The 21,400-nt window shown below is 62.9% G+C and carries 19 protein-coding genes and 4 tRNA genes; 15 read left to right on the forward strand and 8 right to left on the reverse strand.

The genetic code is table 11. The annotated features are described in order from the left end of the window. The 7 genes from RR928_RS11960 to RR928_RS11990 all read left to right on the forward strand — a co-directional run. The coding region (locus RR928_RS11960; RefSeq protein WP_332682642.1) for an iron-sulfur cluster assembly scaffold protein at window positions 1-195 on the forward strand (195 nt) is incomplete at its 5' end. A 1-nt stretch (window position 196) separates the two neighbouring features. After that, window positions 197-520, forward strand: coding sequence for an iron-sulfur cluster assembly protein IscA (gene iscA / locus RR928_RS11965; protein ID WP_159913525.1), 324 nt, complete (start codon window positions 197-199; stop codon window positions 518-520). An 87-nt stretch (window positions 521-607) separates the two neighbouring features. After that, window positions 608-1,126 carry a Fe-S protein assembly co-chaperone HscB gene (gene hscB / locus RR928_RS11970; protein WP_332537376.1) on the forward strand — a complete coding sequence of 173 codons (519 nt, stop codon included), beginning with the start codon at window positions 608-610 and terminating at the stop codon, window positions 1,124-1,126. A 94-nt stretch (window positions 1,127-1,220) separates the two neighbouring features. Then, window positions 1,221-3,089, forward strand: coding sequence for a Fe-S protein assembly chaperone HscA (gene hscA / locus RR928_RS11975; protein ID WP_332537374.1), 1,869 nt, complete (start codon window positions 1,221-1,223; stop codon window positions 3,087-3,089). Between the two features lie 19 nt (window positions 3,090-3,108). Further along, window positions 3,109-3,447, forward strand: a complete 339-nt coding sequence (gene fdx, locus RR928_RS11980) for an ISC system 2Fe-2S type ferredoxin (RefSeq protein WP_332537372.1) — start codon at window positions 3,109-3,111, stop codon at window positions 3,445-3,447. A 1-nt stretch (window position 3,448) separates the two neighbouring features. Next, window positions 3,449-4,156 (forward strand): DNA polymerase III subunit epsilon, encoded by a 708-nt coding sequence (gene dnaQ / locus RR928_RS11985; RefSeq protein WP_332537371.1) that lies wholly within the window; start codon window positions 3,449-3,451, stop codon window positions 4,154-4,156. A 49-nt stretch (window positions 4,157-4,205) separates the two neighbouring features. Then, window positions 4,206-4,280, forward strand: a tRNA-Val gene (locus RR928_RS11990). 59 nt (window positions 4,281-4,339) lie between these two features. Here the strand turns inward: RR928_RS11990 and RR928_RS11995 are convergent. Next, window positions 4,340-5,092, reverse strand: a complete 753-nt coding sequence (locus RR928_RS11995) for a maleate cis-trans isomerase family protein (protein WP_332537369.1) — start codon at window positions 5,090-5,092, stop codon at window positions 4,340-4,342. A 1-nt stretch (window position 5,093) separates the two neighbouring features. Beyond that, window positions 5,094-6,071: a Bug family tripartite tricarboxylate transporter substrate binding protein gene (locus tag RR928_RS12000; protein ID WP_332537367.1), complete on the reverse strand. Its 978-nt coding sequence runs from the start codon at window positions 6,069-6,071 to the stop codon at window positions 5,094-5,096. A 153-nt stretch (window positions 6,072-6,224) separates the two neighbouring features. On the opposite strand from RR928_RS12000, the gene RR928_RS12005 reads away from it, so the two are divergent. The 5 genes from RR928_RS12005 to RR928_RS12025 all read left to right on the forward strand — a co-directional run bounded on the left by RR928_RS12005 (window position 6,225) and on the right by RR928_RS12025 (window position 9,899). Continuing rightward, window positions 6,225-7,076, forward strand: a complete 852-nt coding sequence (locus tag RR928_RS12005) for a LysR substrate-binding domain-containing protein (protein ID WP_332682646.1) — start codon at window positions 6,225-6,227, stop codon at window positions 7,074-7,076. A gap of 123 nt (window positions 7,077-7,199) precedes the next feature. Next, window positions 7,200-7,274: transfer RNA gene (locus tag RR928_RS12010), tRNA-Val, on the forward strand. A gap of 31 nt (window positions 7,275-7,305) precedes the next feature. After that, a tRNA-Val gene (locus RR928_RS12015) sits at window positions 7,306-7,380 on the forward strand. Between the two features lie 164 nt (window positions 7,381-7,544). Next, on the forward strand, window positions 7,545-9,719 hold the full coding sequence (gene mtlD, locus RR928_RS12020; RefSeq protein ID WP_332548315.1) for a bifunctional mannitol-1-phosphate dehydrogenase/phosphatase: 2,175 nt from the start codon (window positions 7,545-7,547) through the stop codon (window positions 9,717-9,719). Between the two features lie 105 nt (window positions 9,720-9,824). Then, window positions 9,825-9,899: transfer RNA gene (locus RR928_RS12025), tRNA-Val, on the forward strand. Window positions 9,900-9,984: 85 nt separating this feature from the next. Here RR928_RS12025 and RR928_RS12030 read toward each other — a convergent pair. Next, a complete protein-coding gene (locus RR928_RS12030; protein ID WP_332682648.1) occupies window positions 9,985-11,571 on the reverse strand; it encodes an aldehyde dehydrogenase (NADP(+)) in 1,587 nt (528 codons plus the stop codon). Window positions 11,572-11,955: 384 nt separating this feature from the next. On the opposite strand from RR928_RS12030, the gene RR928_RS12035 reads away from it, so the two are divergent. Together RR928_RS12035 and RR928_RS12040 are read left to right on the forward strand one after the other, a co-directional pair. Next, a complete protein-coding gene (locus RR928_RS12035) occupies window positions 11,956-13,011 on the forward strand; it encodes an Ldh family oxidoreductase (RefSeq protein ID WP_442881911.1) in 1,056 nt (351 codons plus the stop codon). Between the two features lie 144 nt (window positions 13,012-13,155). Continuing rightward, the gene (locus tag RR928_RS12040; RefSeq protein ID WP_442881483.1) at window positions 13,156-13,863 is read left to right on the forward strand and encodes a GntR family transcriptional regulator; all 708 of its coding nucleotides are present in this window, start codon (window positions 13,156-13,158) and stop codon (window positions 13,861-13,863) included. An 80-nt stretch (window positions 13,864-13,943) separates the two neighbouring features. On the opposite strand, the gene RR928_RS12045 is transcribed toward RR928_RS12040, so the two are convergent. The 4 genes from RR928_RS12045 to RR928_RS12060 form a co-directional block, all read right to left on the reverse strand. Next, on the reverse strand, window positions 13,944-14,936 hold the full coding sequence (locus RR928_RS12045) for a TRAP transporter substrate-binding protein (RefSeq protein ID WP_332537361.1): 993 nt from the start codon (window positions 14,934-14,936) through the stop codon (window positions 13,944-13,946). 48 nt (window positions 14,937-14,984) lie between these two features. Beyond that, window positions 14,985-16,250 carry a TRAP transporter large permease gene (locus tag RR928_RS12050; RefSeq protein ID WP_332537360.1) on the reverse strand — a complete coding sequence of 422 codons (1,266 nt, stop codon included), beginning with the start codon at window positions 16,248-16,250 and terminating at the stop codon, window positions 14,985-14,987. 1 nt (window position 16,251) lies between these two features. After that, window positions 16,252-16,884, reverse strand: coding sequence for a TRAP transporter small permease (locus RR928_RS12055; RefSeq protein WP_332537358.1), 633 nt, complete (start codon window positions 16,882-16,884; stop codon window positions 16,252-16,254). A gap of 515 nt (window positions 16,885-17,399) precedes the next feature. After that, a complete protein-coding gene (locus RR928_RS12060; RefSeq protein WP_332537356.1) occupies window positions 17,400-18,344 on the reverse strand; it encodes a dihydrodipicolinate synthase family protein in 945 nt (314 codons plus the stop codon). A 683-nt stretch (window positions 18,345-19,027) separates the two neighbouring features. On the opposite strand from RR928_RS12060, the gene RR928_RS12065 reads away from it, so the two are divergent. Beyond that, a complete protein-coding gene (locus RR928_RS12065) occupies window positions 19,028-20,260 on the forward strand; it encodes a TetR/AcrR family transcriptional regulator (protein WP_332537354.1) in 1,233 nt (410 codons plus the stop codon). Between the two features lie 48 nt (window positions 20,261-20,308). Here RR928_RS12065 and RR928_RS12070 read toward each other — a convergent pair whose 3' ends face one another. Then, entirely contained in the window at window positions 20,309-21,349 is a 1,041-nt protein-coding gene (locus RR928_RS12070) for a porin (RefSeq protein ID WP_332682651.1), read from the reverse strand. Between the last annotated feature and the right edge of the window lie 51 nt (window positions 21,350-21,400).

Genomic DNA, 21,400 nt, shown 5'->3' on the forward strand with positions numbered 1-21,400 from the left:
GCTTCGTCGTCGCTGGTCACCGAATGGGTCAAGGGCAAGACGCTGGACCAGGCCGCGGCGCTGAAGAACAGCGAGATCGCCGAAGAACTGGCGCTGCCGCCCGTCAAGGTGCACTGCTCCATCCTGGCTGAAGACGCCATCAAGGCAGCAGTCAACGACTACCGTGCCAAGCACGCAGCGGTGGTGGCCGCCTAAGATGGCCATCACGCTCACTGATGCGGCGGCCCGGCATGTGAGCCGCTACTTGTCCCGTCGGGGCAAGGGGCTGGGCGTGCGTCTGGGTGTGAAGACCACGGGCTGCTCGGGCCTGGCCTACAAGCTCGAGTATGTCGACGATCAGGCGCCCGAAGACATGGTGTTCGAGAACCACGGCGTGAAGATCATCATCGATCCCAAGAGCCTGGCCTATATCGATGGCACCGAGCTGGACTTCGTGCGCGAAGGCCTCAACGAAGGCTTCAAGTTCAACAACCCGAACGAGCGCGATCGTTGCGGTTGTGGAGAGAGCTTCCGCGTCTGAAGACGCTAGAACTCTGCGTTTTGCCGGCGATTTTTTCCCGCACACAACAACCGCCACCACTTTGCGTGCTGGCGGTTTTTTCTTGATATGAACCTCCAATCCGACGACTTCGAGCTATTTGCCGTGCCCGCGCAGTTCGCGCAGGACCGTACGTACATTGACAGCCGCTGGAAAGAGTTGCAGCGCGAAGCCCACCCCGACCGTTTCGCCGCCCAGGGCGCGGCGGCCCAGCGCGTGGCCATGCAATGGTCGGTGCGCATCAACGAGGCCTATCAGCGCCTCAAGGACCCGCTCAAGCGCGCGGCCTACCTGTGCGAGTTGCGCGGTGCGCCCTTGCGCGCCGAGGACAACACGGCCATGCCCACGGCGTTCCTGATGCAGCAGATGGAATGGCGCGAAGCGCTCGAGGACGCGCAGACCGAAGCCGATGTCGATCGGCTCGACGACGAAGTGTCCCAAGCGCGGCGCAGCCTGCTGGCCGAATGCGCACGGCTGCTCGACGAAGCCCAGGATCCCGCGGGCGCGGCCCAGCAGGTGAGAGCCCTTATGTTTGTTGCACGTTTTGCGCGCGACATCGAGGCGCGGCGAGAGCAACTGCAACAATAGACATCTCTGCGGGCGGCTCTGAAGCACCCCCTGTTTTTCTGGAAGGCGCGATCTGCTCAGGCAGGCGCCTGCACCCCATTTTTCGAGAGTTCCCATGGCGCTTTTGCAGATTTCCGAACCCGGTCAGTCCCCCGATCCGCACCAGCGGCGCATTGCCGTCGGCATCGATCTGGGCACGACCCATTCCCTGGTGGCCGCGGTGCGCAACGGCGTTGCCGAATGCCTGCCCGACGACCAGGGCCGCGTGCTGCTGCCGTCCATCGTGAGCTATGCCGAGCAGGGCAAGCGCCTGATCGGTGACGCCGCCATCGCGGCCCAGAGCACCGATCCGCAAAACACCATTGTCTCGGTCAAGCGCTTCATGGGCCGTGGCCTCAATGACGTGGCCGATGCGAACCACCTGCCTTACGTTTTCGTCCAGCAGGAAGGGCAGGGCGGAATGGTCTCGCTGCAGACGCGCGCCGGCATCAAGACGCCCGTGGAAATCAGCGCAGAAATCCTTGCCACACTGCGTTTTCGCGCGGAAGACAGCTTCGACGACGAACTCTATGGCGCGGTGATCACCGTGCCCGCGTACTTCGACGACGCCCAGCGCCAGGCTACCAAGGACGCGGCCCAACTGGCCGGCATCAACCTGCTGCGCCTGATCAACGAGCCGACGGCAGCGGCCATTGCCTACGGTCTGGACAACGCCAGCGAAGGCGTCTACGCGGTCTACGACCTGGGCGGCGGCACCTTCGACATCTCCATCCTGCGCCTGACGCAAGGCGTGTTTGAAGTCATCTCCACGGGCGGTGATTCAGCCCTGGGCGGTGACGACTATGACGCCGCGCTGGCGCAATGGGTGCTCGGGCAGACCGGCGCGCAGGCGCCCAGCGCCGAAGACAAGGCCGCGGTGCGGCTGGCCGCGCGCCGCTGCAAGGAAGCGCTGACGGACGCCGAGAGCGCCACCTTCCGCGCCGAGTTGTCCACGGGCACCGTGGAGCACGCAGTCGCGCGCGCCGATTTCTACGCCGCTACCGAGGCACTCACGGCGCGCTCGCTGGCCGCGGTGCGCCGCGCGCTGCGCGACGCCGAACTCGCCAAGGACGAAGTGCAAGGCGTGGTCATGGTGGGCGGCTCCACGCGCATGCCCCAGGTGCAAACGGCTGTGGGCGACTTCTTCGGCCAGACGCCGCTGACCAATCTCAACCCCGACGAAGTCGTGGCGCTGGGTGCGGCCATCCAGGCCAACCAGCTCGCAGGCAATAGTTCGGCCGGCGACCTGCTGCTGCTCGACGTGATCCCGCTGTCGCTGGGCGTGGAGACCATGGGCGGTCTGGTCGAGCGCATCGTCGCGCGCAACGAGACGATTCCCACGGCGCGCGCCCAGGATTTCACCACCTATGTGGACGGGCAGACGGCGCTGGCCATCCATGTGGTGCAGGGCGAGCGCGATCTGGTGGCCGACTGCCGCAGCCTGGCGCGCTTCGAGCTGCGCGGCATTCCTCCCATGGCCGCGGGCGCGGCGCGCATACGCGTGACCTTCACGGTCGACGCCGATGGCCTGCTGTCGGTGGGAGCGAAGGAGCAGATCAGCGGCGTGGAAGCGCATATCGATGTCAAGCCATCGTATGGCCTGTCGGATGAACAGATCGCACGCATGCTGCAGGACGGCTTCGCCACGGCGGCGCAGGACATGCAGGCGCGTGCGCTGGTCGAGGCGCGCGTGGACGCCGACCGCATGCTGATCGCCACGCAGAGCGCGCTGGATGCAGACGGCGACCTGCTGAGTGCCGCCGAGCGCGCCACCGTCGATGCCCTGATGGCTGCGCTGCGCGAGCAGCAGGGCTCCAGCGACCCGGCCGTGGTTGAAGCCGCGACCCAGGCCCTGGCCAAGGGCACCGAAGCTTTCGCGGCCCAGCGCATGAACCGCGGCATCGTCCAGGCCCTGGCGGGCAAGAACGTCCACAGCATTTCCTGATTGCCATAGAAGAGAACCCATGCCTGTCATCAAAATATTGCCCCACGCCGAATACTGTCCCCAGGGCGCTGAACTGCAGGTGCCGGCCGGCACGTCGATCTGCGAAGCGCTGCTGGACAACAACATCAAGATCGAGCATGCCTGCGACATGGTCTGCGCCTGCACCACATGCCACGTGATCGTGCGCGAGGGCTTCAACTCGCTCAACGAAGCCGAGGAAGAGGAAGAAGACATGTTGGACCGCGCCTGGGGCCTGGAGCCGCTGTCGCGCCTGAGTTGCCAGGCCATCCTGGCCCAGGAAGATGTGACCGTCGAAATCCCCAAGTACTCGATCAACCACGCCAAGGAAAACCACTGAGATGTCGCGCCAGATCGTCCTTGATACCGAAACCACGGGCCTGTCCGCAGAGAACGGCGACCGTATCATCGAACTCGGTTGCGTGGAGCTGCTCAACCGCAAGCTCACCGGCAACAACCTGCACATGTACTTCAACGCGGGCCGCGACAGCCACGAAGACGCATTGCGGGTGCACGGCATCACGACCGAGTTCCTCAAGGACAAGCCGCGCTTCGAACAGCAGGTCGACCAGATCCTCGCCTATCTGCAGGGCGCCGAGATCATCATCCACAACGCGCCGTTCGACGTAGGCTTCCTGAACAAGGAACTGCAGCGCGCAGGCAAGCCGCCGCTCAAGAGCTGGGTCGAAGGCGTGATCGACACCCTGGCCATGGCCAAGGAGCGCTATCCGGGCAAGCGCAACTCGCTCGATTCGCTGTGCGATCGCCTGGGCGTGGACAACTCCGGGCGCACGCTGCACGGCGCACTGCTGGACGCGGAACTGCTGGCCGATGTCTACATCAATCTGACGCGCGGCCAGGACGCGCTGCTGATCAGCGACGAAGCGCAGGAAGACGCGTCCGGCCTGCCCATTGTTGCACTCGATCTGCGCAGCCTCACCTTGCCCGTGATCCAGGCCAGCGAACAGGAATGCGCGGAGCACGAAGCGGTGCTGGTGCAGATCGACAAGTCCAGCGGTGCCAAAACTATTTGGCGCAGTGCGGCCTGAACGCCGCAAAAGCTGTGCCATAATTTAGGTCTGGTCGCAACAGCGATTCGGGCGATTAGCTCAGCGGTAGAGCACTGCCTTCACACGGCAGGGGTCACATGTTCGATCCATGTATCGCCCACCAATTTGAAAACCCTCTTGAGTTTCTGGCTCAAGAGGGTTTTTTGTTGTTATCGCGCCAGCTCAGTAGCGTCCGCTGAGCAGCGAGCCAAAACCCGGCGCATAGGTTTTGAGGTTCAACTGCTTGAGCATCATGTAGGTGGTCGCGACCGAGGAGGAGATCACCGGCAGGCCCAGCCTGTCCTCGATGGGCTGGATAGAGCTCAGCGAGGGCATCTGCACACAGGCGGAAGCGACCACGGCATCGGCGCCCCGGGTGTTGAGCTTTCTGGTGATCTCTATGGGCGCATCAGGGTTCTGCCGGCCTACTTCGAGGTTGTCGGCAATCTCCAGCGAGATGCTGTCCACCACCTCAATGCCTTCGTTCTCTATGTAGTCGATGACCAGGGCGGTCAAGGGCTTCATGTAGGGCGCCAGCAGGGAAACCTTTTTGGCGCCCATGGCCTTGAGTCCGTCGACCAGGGCGCCTGCACTGGTGACCACGGGCGCGGGTCCGCCGGCATCGCGCGTGCGCTGGTGCAGTCGGGCCTGCGCGACCCGGTGGTAGCCGCGTCCCATGCTCATGATTGCCACCAGGCAGGCGTAGCCCAGCACATCCACACGCGCATCCGCGAGTTCGAGGGCACAACGGTCGGAGTCCGCATCCATTGCGGCCAACTCCTCCTTGGTGACTTTTTGCATGCGCATGCGGCTCGAGTGAAACGTGAAGCGCTCGGCTTCCACGCGCTGGCGCTGCCAGAGCATGTACGGTATTTCCGTCTCCATTGTCGTGTTGGAGCTCGGGACGATCTGGCCGATTCGGTAATGGGTCTGCATATCAATCCACGCTGATCTTGTTTGCCTTGATGATCTTGCTCCAGTGCGCCGTGTCCGCCAGCACCAGCGCATCGATTTCGCGCGGAGACATCACCACAGGGTCTATGCCTTGAAGCTCTGCACGCTGCTTGACTGGCGGCGATTCGAGCGCGGTGTTCACGGCGGCGGCCATCTTCTTGATCACCTCGCTGGGCGTGCCCGCGGGCGCGAAAAGCGCGACCCAGGCTTCGGGCTGGAAATCGGGCAGACCGGCTTCGGCCGTGGTCGGCACATCGGGCAGCATCGGGTGGCGTTTCTTGCTCGTGACCGCCAGCGCGCGCAGCTTGCCGGTTTTCGCATGCGGACCCACGGACGGTGGCGTGCTCATGAACATCTGCACCTGACCGCTGAGCACGTCCTGCATCGCGGGGCCTGACCCCTTGTAGGGAACATGCACCAGTTCGGTCTTCGTCATCTGTGCGAACAACGCTGTGCCCACGTGCGACAGCGAACCCGGCCCTTGAGAGGCGTAATTGATCATGTGGGGGTTCTTCTGCGCGTAACTGATGAGTTCGGGCAGGTCCTTGACGGGCATCGAGGGGTGTACGGCAATCACGTTCGCTGCCTTGACCAGCATGGCCACGGGAACGAGATCGCTTTGCGCCCATCCCGGTTTCTTGAACAGGCTGGGGTTGCCCACGTGGTAGGCCGAGTACGAAGCAAGCAGCGTGTACCCATCCTTGGGTGCGCGCGCCACCATCTGGTAGGCAATGTTGCCGCTGGCGCCGCCCCGGTTGTCGATGACCACTGCTTGGCCCAGCGTCTTCGTCATCGAGTCGGACACCAGGCGCGCGGCCGCGTCAACGACTCCTCCGGGTGGGTTGGGCACCACCACCGTGATGCTTTTGGCGGGAAAGTCGCTCGCAGTCGCGTTGGCGATGCCCGCCACGGCCAGGGTCGCGCCCAGGGCTAGCTGGCCCCATCGGATAGCTTGGTTCATTGCTTGTCTCTCTATTTGTTGGTTTGCAATAGGGTCATTCTTCCTTAATATTTGCTTTTCATTCAATGTATTTATTCAACCATCGTTCGAATTTGATTAAGCATGAGCCCTCTCCACCTCCACAAGATAGACCCAGTGTCACTGCAGCTGTTTGTGTCTGCCGTGGACTTCGCAAGCCTCACGGGTGCCGCGCATAGCAGTGGCATTTCGCTGGCGGCGGCCAGCAAGCGCATGGCGGCGCTGGAGTACCACCTGGAAGTCCAGCTGCTGGTGCGCAGCAAACGGGGCGTGGTGCCCACACCAGCGGGGCAAAGCCTGTATCTGCACGCGCTGCAGGTGTTGGCGCGGCTGGAGCGACTGGTTTACTCGATGAAGGATTTCGAGAGCGGGGCCACAGGGCAGTTGAGCCTGTCCGTCAACACTACGGCTTCGTCGGGCTTTCTACCCGACCTGCTGGCACGCTACCACCAGCTGTATCCCGGCATTTCCCTGGATGTGGAAGACGTGCTTAGCGAGGATGCGGTGCGCGCGGTCGAGACGGGTATGGTCGAGCTGGCCATCGTCGGCGAGAACACCGTGATGGGCGCGCTCGAGCGCGTGGTCTGTGATGAGGATGAGCTGGTTTTCCTGCTGCCGGCTGGTCACCCGCTGGTCTCCTCGGCGGCAATCGCGTTCGAGGCCGCCCTGCAATGCAACTTCGTGGCCCTGGCGCGCACGAGTTCGCTGAGCCGGATGATCAATACCCAGGCGCAACTGCTCAACGTGCCGTGGAAGGTCATCATTCAGGTGCGCAGTTTCGAGTGCGTATGCCGCATGGTCGCCGCAGGCCTGGGTCTGGCGGTGGTGCCGTCTAAGATTGCCGGCAAGCTCACCTACGGCGCCGGGCTGGTCATGCGACCGATAGCGGGTCTGCACCTCAAGCGCAGGCTGGTGATAGCGATGCGCAGCCGGGAAAACATCTCGCTGCCGGCAAGAAAATTCGTCGATATGGTCTTGCACGTATGATGCGGCGCCCGGCGTTGAACACCGCCGAGGCATGGCCAACGCAAAAAATAGATAAGCTTTGTCAAATGGTCGAAATCTTGATGCTAGAATTCAAGTCTTGACTGGTAGATGATCAGTCAGTATGGGTGATTAGCTCAGTGGTAGAGCACTGCCTTCACACGGCAGGGGTCACATGTTCGAACCATGTATTACCCACCATATTTCGAGGTCTGGCCTGTGCCGGATGCTCGGGCGATTAGCTCAGCGGTAGAGCACTGCCTTCACACGGCAGGGGTCACATGTTCGATCCATGTATCGCCCACCAATTTGAAACCCTCTTGAATTCCGGTTCAAGAGGGTTTTTTGCGTTCGTCAAGTAACCTAAGCATTGTCCGGGCCTTTCGGATCTTTTGACACGCCATTTTCGTTTGAGAACGTTTGGGGTCAGAATGTTTGCTGCACTGCAGCAAGAAAACAGAAAGGATCTGGATGCTTCAATTCAAGGACAAGCAAATCGACACCGCAATTTTCGACATGGACGGGACCATGTTCGATACCGAAAGATTGCGATTCAGAACCCTGTCCCAGGCATCCCAAGAACTGTTCGACAAGCCTTTCACCGAAGCCGTGCTCATGGGCTCGCTGGGCCTGAGCGCCACCAAGGCTGAAGAGCTTGCCAAACAGCACTACGGAGATGCATTTCCCTATGCGGCCATTCGCCGGCGCGCAGACGAACTGGAGCTCGCGCATGTGCGTGCCCATGGCGTGCCCATCAAGCCGGGCCTGTTGCCGGTGCTCGAGCGCCTGCGCAAGTCGGGGCTGAAGATGGCGGTGGCGACCTCGAGCCGCCGCGCGATCGCCGAGGAGTACCTGATCAATGCCAATATCTTCAAGTACTTCGACCTCTGTGTCTGCGGCGACGAGGTCACGCGCGGCAAGCCCCACCCCGAGATCTTCCTGCGTGCTGCCGAAGCGCTCAACAGCCTGCCCGAACGCAGCCTGATGTTCGAGGATTCGGAAAACGGTCTGCGCTCTGCGGCCGATGCCGGCGGGGTGGCGATTCTGGTCGAAGACATCAAGCCGCCCAGCCCCGAAGTCGCGGCGCGCGCCTTCGCCCGCTACGCCGATCTGCGCGGCTTCCTGGCCGATCTCTCGGATTGGACGCCGAAGATGGCCATGCCTGCGGTGACCGATCCTTTTCCCCAGGCCGTGAACCAGCTCAAGGCCGCAATCCATGGCTTTGGCGCAATGGGCGGAGGCTATCTGGCGCAGGTGTTCTCGCATTGGGATGGCTATACCCGGCCCGGCGAAATCATTGCTTCCACGGGCAATGCGCTGCTGCGCGAGGCGGTCAATGCATTCGGCAGGTTCAGCGTGCGCTATGGCAGCCTGGCGTTCGACCAGACCATAGAGAACATGCGCGTGATCGACGCGGCTGACGTGCCTTGCGTTGCGGGCATGTACCGCGATTGCGAGATCGTGGCCCTGTGCCTGCCCGAGCAGGCGATCGCGACCCAGGCCGAAGTGATTGCCCAGGGCCTGGCCGAGCGGCGCGCGGCGCATGGCCGGCCGTTGACGGTGCTGGTGGTGCTCAACAAGGTGGGCGGTGCGCAGTTCGTGCGCGATCAGGTGGCCGCCGCGCTGGCGTCGACACTGCCGGCCGGCGAGTGCGAGCAGATACTTGCGCGCACGCATTTCTGTGAAACCGTGGTCACGCGTATCGTTTCCAAACTGACCGAAGAAGCGCTGGTGCGTCAGCTGCGCATCAAGCGTGATCTCTACGAGAAGAATGTCGCTGCGGTGCGCGAGTCGGCCGCGGACCATGCAGGGTGGGGCGACGACCTGGGTGATGCACAGATGGAGGCCATCACGCCGATCGTGAATACGCTGCGCGACGCGGGCGAGCCCGCAAGCGCGCTGGCGCCGCTGCACCTGATCCTGTTCCACGCCGAGACGGACATGCCGCTGTATGCACAGCGTGGCGGCAACCTGCTCGAGCATCTGCGCCAGATCGACACCGTCGACGACATCGGTGAAATCCAGACGCTCAAGAACCGGCTGTGGAACGGCACGCATGCGGTCATCGGCTGGTATGCGGCGCTGCTGGGCTATCCGACCATAGGCCATTCGATGGGCGATGCGCGCGTGCAGGCGCTGATGAACCGTTTGCTCGACGCCGAGCTTGCGCCTGCACTGCAAGCGGCATTCCCGGCGATGGCTTCGCGCCTGCCCGAGTTCATCGACACTTTCCGCCGCCGCTGCGAACTCGCGTTCAAGGATCCTTGCGCGCGCGTAGCCCGCGATCCGCTGCGAAAACTGCAGCGCGACGAACGCGTGTTGGGCAGTCTGGCAATGGCCCGTGCCCAGGGCGTGGAGGCGTCGGCGCTGGCGTTCGGCGCCGCGCTGGCCGTGCACTATGCGCTGCACCATCCCGATGCAGGCGACGACGCCGAATGCCTGGCGATCCGCGAAATCTACGCCCAGCGCGGCGCGCTGCAGGATGTGCTGGCGTGGCGCGGCGACTATCACGGTCAGCCCTATGCGGGACTGGATCCGGTTCAGGATGCCGAGGAGATTGCAGCCGTGCAGTGGCATTTCGACCGCCTGCAGGCTGAGGGCGAGCGCTATCTGTCGGCGCCTGCGCTGGACGAAGCTTTTGCCTGATCGGCGTTCGCAGGCGCAAAAATATGCGGCATTTTCCCTTCGGGCGCACGCCGCACTGTTAGAATTTTGGCTTGGCCGGGCATGCTGCCAGGCACCTCAAAATTCGGGTGATTAGCTCAGCGGTAGAGCACTGCCTTCACACGGCAGGGGTCGCAGGTTCAAACCCTGCATCACCCACCAGATTGAAAACCTCGCAAGCCATTGGCTTGCGAGGTTTTTTTATTGCCGCGGCCCTACATGCAGGGCCGCGGCGCCCGAGCCGCGCTCAGGCTTTCTCGAGATCGCCGTTGACGACGCGTGACAGCCCCAGCGGGTTGGCTTGCTGAACGGCTGCGGGCAGCAGTTCATCGGGCAGATCCTGGTAGCACACCGGACGCAGGAAGCGGTCTATCGCGGTCGCGCCCACGGATGTGTACATGGCGTTCGATGTGGAGGGGAAGGGGCCGCCGTGCACCATGGCATGGCAGACTTCCACGCCCGTGGGGAAGCCGTTGGCCAGGATGCGCCCGGCCTTGCGTTCGAGCACGGGAATCAGGCGGCGCGCGTCGGCGTAGTCGGCCGGATCGATCTGCAGCGTCACCGTGAGCTGGCCTTCGAGGTGCTCGGCCAGTTGCAGCACTTCCTCGAAATCCTTGGCGCGGATGACGATGGAGGCCGGGCCGAACATCTCTTCTTCGAGCACCGGGGACGACAGCAGGCGCTGGGCGTCGGTCACATAGAGCGCGGCCTGGGCGGCATTGGGCTGGCCGCCCGCGGCCAGTCCCTGGGCGACTTTCTCCACGCCTTCGACGCCGTCCACCTTGCCCGTGCCCGCAACAAAGGCCTCATGGATGCCGGGAGTCAGCATGGTCTGGGCCGCCTTGGCGGCCAATGCCTTGCTGGCGGCGCTGATGAAGCGCTGCACGTTGTCGTCGCCTATCGCCACCACCATGCCGGGATTGGTGCAGAACTGCCCCGCGCCCATGGTCAGGGAATCGGCAAAGCCGCTGCCTATGGCTTCGGCGCGCGCGGCCAGGGCCGCGGGCATCAGGAACACCGGGTTGATGCTGCTCATCTCGGCGTAGACGGGAATCGGCTCGGGACGCGCGTTGGCGGCGCGCACCAGCGCCAGGCCACCTTGGCGCGAGCCGGTGAAGCCCACGGCCTTGATTGCCGGATGGGAGACCAGCGCCTCGCCCAGCTTGCGGCCCGCGCCTATCAGCAGCGAGAACACGCCTTCGGGCAGGCCCAGGTCCTTGACGGCCTTCTGGATTGCGCGGCCGACGAGCTCGGACGTGCCCAGGTGCGCGCTGTGCGCCTTGACCACCACCGGCGCGCCCGCGGCCAGGGCCGAGGCGGTATCGCCGCCGGCCACCGAGAACGCCAGCGGGAAATTGCTGGCGCCGAACACCGCCACGGGGCCCAGGGGCATCTTGGCCAGGCGCAGGTCGGAGCGCGGCATGGGCGTGCGTTCGGGCTGGGCCTGGTCGATGGTTGGGCTCAGGAAGCGGCCGTCGCGCACCACCTTGGCAAACAGCCGCAGCTGACCGACGGTGCGTCCGCGCTCGCCCTGCAGTCGCGCGATGGGCAGGCCGGATTCGGCGTGGGCGCGTTCGATCAGGGTGTCGCCCAGCGCCACGATGTTGTCGGCAATCGCTTCGAGGAACTCGGCGCGCTTGGCCAGCGGCAGGCTGCGATAGGGGTCGAAGGCGTCGGCGGCCAATTGGGCCGCGCGGTCGACTTCGTCGGCGCCACCCATGCCGAAGGTGGGGGCGTCAATGGGCTTGTCGGTGGCGGGATTGAACGCCTGCTGCTGGCCTTCGGTGCCGCGAACGAAACTCGCGCCGATAAGCATTTCGCCGGTGATTTGCATGAACATGTCCTGGTGAGGTCTATGGTGGTGAATGGCCGGTTTTGCTTCTTCATGGCCCCTGGCGCCAGCAGGGCGCAGACGCCCGGCCTTGCCGCGTGCCCGTAGCCGGGGAAAACCGCTGCATGCAGAAGATACCAGACATGAAGATGGCGTAAATATATTTTAAGTATCTTTAAAATTGCAAGCAGCAGGCCATCTGAATTGCGAGGCAAGGGTTAGGCCCCATCGACAGGGTTCAAGTATCTTAATAATATATTTATTTCACGCAGTCTTCCGTTCGACGAAGCGCTGCATCCAAGCCAGTGGCAAGACCTCCTCGCTGCCATCACGACCCTGTTCTATCCTGAGGAGCGCCTCGTGAACTCTACGCCCGACACATTCCCCCTGCGCGCGCCGCAAAGCGTCGCATCTTCCGCCGCGCCCCCGGCCTGCATCACGCTGACGCTGGAAGAAGTGCATGATCTTTCGTTGCGCGTCCTGACCCACCATGGCCTCTCGTCAGCCCAGGCCCAGGCGATTGCGCGCGTCATCACGGCCGGGGAGCGAGACGAGTGCCACTCGCACGGCATCTACCGCCTGCTGTCGTGCACCCGAACCTTGCAGCACGGCGCCGTGGTGCGCGATGCCACGCCTGTCGTGAGCGACCGCGGGCCGGGCGTGGTTGCCGTCGATGCGCAGTTCGGCTTCTCTCAGCTGGCGTTCGAAGTGGGCAGCAAGGTCTTGCTGGAAAAGGTCGCGAAAACCGGCGTCGCGGCGCTGGTCATCAACAACTGCTATCACTTTTCGGCCCTGTGGCCCGAAGTCGAAGCCCTGGTGGAGCATGGTGTGGCCGCGCTGGCCATGACGCCCAGCCATTCGTGGGTCGCGCCTGCGGGCGGGCGCCGGCCGGTGTTCGGCACGAATCCGATTGCCTTCGGCTGGCCGCGCGTTGGCGCGCATCCCTATGTATTCGACTTTGCGACCAGCGCCGTGGCGCGTGGCGAGATCGAGCTGTACCGCCGCAGCGGGCGCGCTCTGCCTGCGGGCTGGGGCATAGATGCCGATGGGGCTTCGAGCACCGACGCCGCGACCGTGCTGGACCAGGGCGCAATGCTGACGTTCGGCGGGTACAAGGGCTCGGCCTTGTCGACGATGATCGAATTGCTCGCCGGCCCGCTGATCGGCGACATGACCAGCAGAGAGTCGCGCGCCAAGGACGACGGCGCCGGCGCCGCGCCGTGTCACGGCGAACTGGTGCTGGCGTTCGACCCCCGATTCTTCAGCCAGGGTGACTTTCTCGAAGACCGCGTGCGCGCCGAGAAGCTGTTCGAAGGCATCACCGATCAGGGCGCGCGCCTGCCTTCGCAGCGTCGCTTCGCTGCCCGGGAGCGCAGCCTGGGCAATGGTTGCGTGCAGGTGCCTGCGGCCCTGTATTACGACGTGCGGCAACTGCTGCTGTGACACGGCTTGCGACTTGCCATTGGCAGTAGCTTCAGGGCGGCGAGCGCGCAAATACGGTGATGTAGCAAAAGTATTTTGTCAATATAATTGCATTCAACCATTTCAGCTTTTGCGGCATAAAAAGCCGAAAGAATCCTTCATCTGATGCCGACTCCTTTCAAATCCACAGCTTCGCGCGCGAAGTCTTCCACTGCCAAGGTCAAGGCGGCGGTTCCGGCCAAACGCCGGGCTGCGGACCTTGCCTACGATGCCATCGAAGCGATGCTGTCGACCATGCAGCTCGAGCCCGGCAGCCCTATCGTGGAGGCCGAACTGGCCGAACGCACTGGCATGGGGCGCACGCCGGTGCGCGAAGCCTTGCTGCGCATGATCTCGATCGGCCTGATCGTCCAGCAACCGCGCCGCGGCCTGCTGGTCTCGAACATCGATCTGGCGGAGCATCTCGACGTGATACAGACGCGCCGGGTGCTGGAGAATCTGATCGCGGCCTGCGCCGCGCGCCGCGCGTCGGCGGCGCAGCGCAAGGAAATCGTGCATTGCGCCGAGAAAATGGTGGCCGCTGCCGAGCGCGGCAATCTGGACGAATACATGCGCGGCGACCATGAGCTCGATCTAGTGATCCACTCGGCCAGCCGCAACCGTTCGGCCGTGAAGTGCGTGACGCCGCTGATCGTCCAATGCCGCCGGTTCTGGTATGCGTACCAGCACGAAGGCGACATCATCGCGGGCGCCCAGGCGCATCTGGAACTCGCACAAGGCATTGCCACGGGCGATGAGGCGGCGGCGATCACCGGCGCCAACCGCCTGATGGACTACCTCGAGGATTTTGCCAAGCGCATTATCGAAAGCTGAACACCGGGCGCTCGCGTGCGCTCTGTCGCAACGACAAAGGGGTGATGGCCAGGCCATCACCCCTTTTTTTCAGCCGCGGCTCAGAGCTTTGCGCCGACGGCGCGCAGCTCGGCGATCTGCGGCGCCTTGGGCAGCCAGATCTTGTCGAAGGCGTCGATCGCGGGCTTGGTGTCGAAGTTGCTCAGATCGCGGATGGCGATCGATTCCTTCTTGAACTTCTCCAGCAGGCCGGCTTCGGTGGTGACGATGTCATTGATCTGGGCGTCGAGCGCCTGCGTGGTCAGCTGGCGAATCAGGTCACGGTCCTTGGTGTCCAGCGTGGCCCAGACGCGGCCGGAAAACAGCGGGGCGAAAGGCATGAACAGCGCGTTCATCGGCATCATGACTTTCGACACCTTGTCGAAGCGCTGGTTCCACGAGAACTCCACGTCGGCTTCGAGGCCGTCGACCTGGCCGTTGGTCATCGCATCGAACACCGCAGGCGTGGGAATCGGCGTGGGCGCGGCGCCGAAGTACTGGTAGAAGTCGCGGTAGACGGGCGTCGGGTTGATGCGGATCTTGAGACCCTTGAGGTCATTGGGCGTCTTGATGTCCTTGTTCGAGAACACCACGCGCATGCCCGTGATGCCCCAGCCCAGGCCCACGCAGCCGGTCTCGCGCGGCAGCACTTCGAGCAGCTTCAGGGCCGCGGGGGTCTTGACCAGTTTGGCGACCGCGGGCGTGGAGCGTACGAGATAGGGCGCGTTGATCGAGGCCACGCTGGAGACGCGCGTGCCCAGTTCGGCCGCCTGTATCCAGCCCATGTCCAGCGCGCCGGACTGCATCTGCTGCATCATCACCGACTCATTGCCCAGCTGGCCCGAATGGAAGACGGTCACCGTGAGGCGGCCGTTGGTGGCCTTGGACAGCGCCTCGCCGAACTGCAATGCCGCGCGGTTCCATGAATGGCCTGCGGGCGTGATGATGCCCAGGCGCAATTCCTTGGCTGCTGCCGCACGCGAAGGCGTCACGAAGGCCAGGGGCGCAGCGGCCACGGCCGAGGTCTGAAGAAAGTGGCGACGGTTGAGTGTCATGAAAAACTCCGTAGAGAGGGGAGGAATCGAGGCAGAGCGGGGAAACGGTCAGTTCAGCAGGCCCAGCGACAGGCTGGGGAACAGCGAAAGCATGATCAGCGCGATCACGCTGATGATGAAGAACGGCAGCGTGACGATGAACATGCGCCCCGGCTTGGCCCCGGTGACGGCCGCGGCAACAAAGAAGCTCAGGCCCACGGGCGGCGTCATCAGCCCCAGCACCAGGTTGATGACGATCACCACGCCGAAGTGGCGCGGGTCGATGTGGTAGATCTCGGTGGCGATGGGCAGCAGGATGGGCGCGGTCATGATCAGGCCCGGAATGCCGTCGATCACGGTGCCTATGACCAGCAGGATCACGTTGACCAGCAGCAAGAAGGTGATCGGGTCCTTGGCCACGGTCTGTATCCAGGCGGCGACCTCCTGCGGAATCTTGCCGTAGATCAGCAGCCACGAGAACACCGAGGCCGCGGCCACCAGGAACAGCACGATGGCCGAGTAGATGGCCGAGCGCAGCATGATGGCGCCCAGATCCGAGTACTTGAATTCGCGCGTCACGTAGCGGCCAACGAGCACCGCGCTCACCGCGCCCACGGCCGCGGCCTCGGTGGGATTGGCCAGGCCGGTCAGGATGGAGCCGACGATCACCAGCGGAATCAGCAGCGTGGGGCTGGAAGTGAGCACCGTCATGGCGCGCTGGCGCAGCGTGCGCCTGGCACTGCGCGGGTAGTTGTAGACCAGGCCCATGCAGGCGATCACGCCGAAGAACAGCACCGTCAGCAGGATGCCCGGCAGAATGCCCGCAATCAGCATGTCGCCCACGGCCACCTGGGCCAGCACGCTGTAGACCACGAACATCACCGATGGCGGAATGATGGGGCCCAGCATGCCGCCGTACACGGTGAGGCCCGCGGCAAACGTCTTGTCGTAGCCCTGCTTTTCCATCTCGGGAACCATGACCTGCGACATGATCGCGACCTGCGCCGTGGCCGAGCCGATGATGGACGAGACCAGCATGTTGGCCAGGATGTTCACGTAGGCCAGGCCGCCCTTGATCGAGCCCACGAACGCCATCGACAGATCGACCAGCCGGCGCGTGATGCCGCCGCTGTTCATGATTTCACCGATCAGGATGAACAGCGGGATCGCAATCAGGCCGTAGCTGTCGACGCCGGCGAACATCTGCGTGGCGAACGACTGCAGCAGCACCGGGTTGCCGGTGTTGTAGATGTAGAAGATGCCCGAGAGGCAAAGACACAGGCCGATGGGCACGCCCACCAGCATGATGACGATGAAGAAGAGGGAGGTCAGCATGTCAGTTCACCGCTTCGGGGTTGGCTGCCTGGAAGGCAGGGTGTTGGCGCTGGGGCGCGAGGTGCAGGTCTTCCAGCAGGTTGGCCAAGGCGTGCAGGCTCATGCAGACAGCGAAGATCGGCATGATCAGTTGCAGCACCCACACCGGCCATTCGAGCGTCTGCGTGCGCTCCGTGTAGAGGAAGTTGAAGGACTCGGCCGCGTATTCCTTGGCGTCGAAGCCCTTGCTGACGATGCCCACGGGATCCATCCAGATCCAGCACATGGCGAACAGTGCCAGCGCGAAGAACAGCACGCCGCCCGTGGCGATCACCTTGGCGATCTGTGCGTTGCGCGCTCCCAGCTTCTCTGTGAGCATCGTGACCGCGAAGTCCAGCCGCAGGCGCGTCATCGCCGAGGCACCGACAAACGTCAGCCAGACGACCGTATAGACCGCAGCTTCGTCTATCCAGTAGATCGGCATGCCGCTGTAGCGCGTGGCGACATTGACCAGGATCAGCAGGGTTAGCAGACTCATCAGGAAAGTCAGCAGCCAGCGCTCCAAGCGCAGAAGCGCATCGGAGGCGTCCAGCACCCAGCGCACGGGCCGCGGTGGAGGGTTGAGGGCAGTGGAAGAGTTGGCTATATCGTCCATGAGGCTTCTTCTGGTTTTTTGGAAAAGGAAGTGAAACAAACTGCCCACAACTCAAACATATGTCAAATATATTAAGAGCCTTGGGCAGGCTGGCCTATAGGTGTTTCCCTGGGATCGCCGCGCAGTGCTGCGCCGATCGGCATGGCGCGCGTTCCTGAGGGCTGCGTACAGGCCGGGTTCAGAGCTGGCTTGCATGGTTGGGCTTTCATCAGGCGGTGCAAAGATGCTGGAAATATATTTGACACATTTTTATGTTGTACTAGCACAAACCATACCTGCTGCTGTCTGCTGCAGGCCTTCGGGCGGGCAAGCGGCTGGATGGACCGCAGCATCCGTCCATGCCCCTCACGATGCACCGTCTTCAGGCGCTGACTGCACAGCGCTGGTGCGCTTCGCACAAGGCATCCGCACCAAATGGCGCCATCCAGACCGCTGCCCTGGCGCCTGCGCGCGTCCTGGCCCGGCGGCGCGCGCGCCAAAAAAAAGCTCCCGTGAGGGAGCTTGCAGCCAGAGGATCAGCGGCCCAGGTCCTTGGACCAGGCGGCATACCAGTCACGGAACAGTTGGTACTGCGCTTCGGTGTAGCGGCGCTGCGAGTCGGTCAGCGCATCGGTTTCGTTGAAGTGCAGCGTGTATTCCTTCTGGCCGTTGAGCACCAGCAAATACTTGTAGTACAGGACCAGATCGGTGCCTTCGTCAAACGAAGACAGCACGGCCAGCGCCGACTCCAGTTCCTGCGCCTGGCGGCGCGCGGCGACATCGCCTTGGGCGGCCTTCTTGCACAGCTCGACCAGGTGCAGCACTTCCTTGGGCAGGGCGTTGCCTATGCCTGTGATGGAGCCCGTGGCGCCGCAGTTCACGAAGCCGTGGAACACCTGGGTGTCGACGCCCACCATCAGCGTCACGGCATCGTCCTTGGAGGTGATGTGTTCCGCGGCGTAGCGCAGATCGGTCGCGCCGCCGAACTCCTTGAAGCCGATCAGGTTGGCGTACTTGGCGCGCAGTTCGAAGAACAGGTCGGCTCGCGTGGCGAAGCCGTAATAGGGGCTGTTGTAGATGACAGCGGGCAGGTTGGGTGCGGCTTCCAGGATGGCGGAGAAATGGGCTTTCTGCGCGGTTGCGGAAGCACCGCGCGACATGACGCGGGGAATCACCATCAGGCCATGGGCGCCGACCTTGGCCGCGTGCGCGGCGTGGGCCACGGCTTCCTTGGAATTGACCGCGCCGGTGCCGACGATCACGGGAATGCCCGCGGCCACCAGCCGGGCCACGCCTTCCTGGCGCTGCTCGGCGGTGAGCAGCGGCCAGTCGCCCATGGAGCCGCAGTAGACGACGGCGCTCATGCCTGCCGCAATGAGTTCCTTGCCCTTGGCAACGAGTGCATCGTAGTCAGGCGTGCGGTCCGGCGTGCACGGTGTCATGAGTGCGGGAATGGTGCCGGTGAAGATGTTCGTGCTCATAGAAAACCACCTTTGTGAAAAAACTCGCTGTGGGCACCTTCGGCAAGCGCGGCAAACGACGCAACTGCCGAAAGCGGAATCAATCTTTAAATAGACTGTAAATATATTAGCAATATTCCGAATGCCGAGGATAGTCGATGATTTTTTCCGGCGCAAGGGGGTTGTTGCGCATGGGCGCAATGTGGCTGAAAGAAGGGGGTGCCGTGGCCGCAGGCCCACACTGGCGCTGCCGAAGCTGCGCCAGCAGCTTGTCGGCGCGATCAAGAGGCCGCTGCACAGCGATTGCCCGTGGCGCGCGCGCCGGCCTCGTGAAGGCTATGCCCTGGCAAGCGCATCACCGCTCCAGTCCCACCCCGTGCCATTTGACAAGCGGCATTTCGACAGGACGAAAAAATATGCGATTCGGCCAAATCGACGAAATTTGCCTCTACAGTGTCTGGAGAAAGTAACGAAGCGGGATACCAGAAAAACTAAAATACGAATCTTGGCGTTGGCGCGCGCGGCCATGCAGAAGGTTTGCCGCACGCCAGGGCTTCATGAGTCAGGCTTTTTCTGCACTCAGTTCAGGCCGCACGGCCTGACGCGCAAGCGCGCAACTGCCGGGAGCGATCAAGGCGCGCTTTGACAAGGGGTTCGCGTCATCCGACTTGTTTTTCATGTGGCGAAGCGAAAATACTATGAGCATGGAGTCCAGCACTACGACAGAGCGCAATACCGGACGCTACATGAAGAAACGCGAGGCGATCATCAATGTCGCCTCCAAGCTGTTCGACGAGCATGGCATCAAGGGCGCCATGCTGTCCGAGGTGGCAAGGCAGGTGGGCCTGAGCACGAACAGCATCACCTACTATTTCAAGAAGAAGGAAGATCTGGTTTTCGAGTGCCTGATGCACACCGTTCAGACATTCGACATGATCACGGCGCTGGCCGAAAGCGAGACGACGCCGGAGAAAAGAGTCCGGCGCTTCATCGACGAGTTCTTCAAGAAACTGTCGGAGTGCGCCAATGGCAGCTACCCGGCGATCATGACGTTCCGCGATGCGGCCGAGCTCGACAGCTCCTATACGAAGATCGTCTTCGACCGCTACAAGAACATGTTCCGGCGGGTGCGCGGGCTTCTGGCCGACGGCGCCATCACTTCCGAAAATCGCATGATGCTGACCTTGCGCACGCATCTGTTTCTGACGCAGATCCAGTGGTGCCGCATCTGGATGGGCAGCTACAGCGTCGAAAGCCATGACCGCATCCGCTTCTATGTCGTCGACATCATGCTCAACGGCATCGCCTCGCCGCACATGCCCTGGGAGCGCAATGTCATCGACACCAAGCTCGCGCAATTCCATATCCCCGAGTCGCCCAACCAGGGCTTTCTGGTGGCGGCCATTCATTTGATCAATGAAGCGGGTTACAGCGGTGCTTCCATTGACCGCATTTCTGCCAGCCTGAGCGTCACCAAAGGCTCGTTCTACCACCATATTCCCAGCAAGGAAGATCTGTTTGCCGAGTGCATTGAGCGCACCCGCGCGGTGCTGGACGGCTACCAGGCGGCCGTGCATCGGCACGAAGGCAGCGGCCTGGAAAAGCTGGGGGCGCTTTCGCGCGCCTTGCTCAAGTACCATTTTTCCGAGCAGGGTCCGCTGTTGCGGGCCTCGGCCTGGAGCCAGATTTCCGATTACAGCCTGTTCCATGAAAAGATCAGGCCGCTGCGCGAGCTCTATCAGAACATGCAGGATTTTCTTGCCGCCGGCATGATGGACGGCTCCATACGCGCCACCCACCAATCGGTCGCCGCGATGATGGTGGTGGGCATGATCAACGGTTCGCTGACGCTGGACAAATGGGTGCCAGGGTCGGAAAACATCAATGTCGACGTGCTGTATGTCAAGCCCATGTATTACGGTCTGCTGAGTGCCTGAACGCGCAATGGGCAGGGGAGTCTGCCCATTGTCCGGCGCGTGGCGCAATCAGAATCTGTGCGTCATGCCCAGCGTGATTGCCGTGGTGCCGGCGTTGGCGGCAGTGGTGCCGGCATAACCGTTCACGACCCGGTGCGGGCGCGCAGGATTGCGGTTGTGGATCCTGGCAAAGCCCAGCGTCACTTTCGATCTTTTGGACAGAAAGTGTTCATACATGGCGCCCAGCTGATAGGCATCGTTTTGCGGCAGCAGCTTGTTGTCCTTGCGGATATAGGAACCCGACAGCAAGCCGCGGGCAAAGGGGTAGGAGAATCCCAGCAGCAAGTCGGTGTTGTCCTTGGTGCGTGCCTGGCTGATGATGTTGCGCGCCGAGTTGTCCGAATAGGCAAAGAACAGTTTTGCCGCGGCCCACTTGTAATTGGCCGCGAGGATAGTGCTTTTGGAATCGACGTCCAGCGTGGCATCGGTATGCAGATTGCTCCGGTGGTGCGAGAGCTCCAGCACCAGCGCTGCCGTGCCGTAGCCGAGGTTGAATCCCGTCGCGCTGTTGCGCGACGACCCGCCGGTGGAGGATTCGCCGAAGAAATGCGCGAGCGCGCCGAAGACTCCGTGGCGCGCATAGGTCCAGGGGTTGAAGCCCGGGCTGTTGTAGATGATCCCGTTGTTCATGCGCACGCCATGGCTGTCCATCAGGTTGGTGGCGGTGAACACCCCAAAGGTGCCGGTGGGATCGCCGACCAGCGCCAGAGTGGCGAACGACGGCGTGTAGATCCGGCCCATGCGCACCGTGCCCCAGCCGCCCTGCAGGCCCAGAAACGCCTGCTTGTCGAAGAACGTGCTGCTGGCCGTGCTGCCGGTGTCGGCGTTGAAGGCATTTTCCAGCTTGAACAGCGCCGACAGCCCGCCGCCCAGATCCTCCTTGCCGCTGAACATGAAGGACGAGGGCCCGCCCAGCGTGTTGCGCACCGCTGCGTTGCCGGAATTGAATCCCAGCCCCGCATAGACCGAGCCGGATAAGGTCATGCCCGATTGCGCATAGGCGGAACCTGTGACCGCCAAGACCATTGAACTCACTAAGAACTTTTTCATTTCAGACTCCCTGAACGGAATAGACCGAATAAAAAAATCCAGTCCGGGCGG

This window comes from Comamonas sp., from assembly GCF_036666375.1.
GTDB lineage: Bacteria > Pseudomonadota > Gammaproteobacteria > Burkholderiales > Burkholderiaceae_C > Comamonas.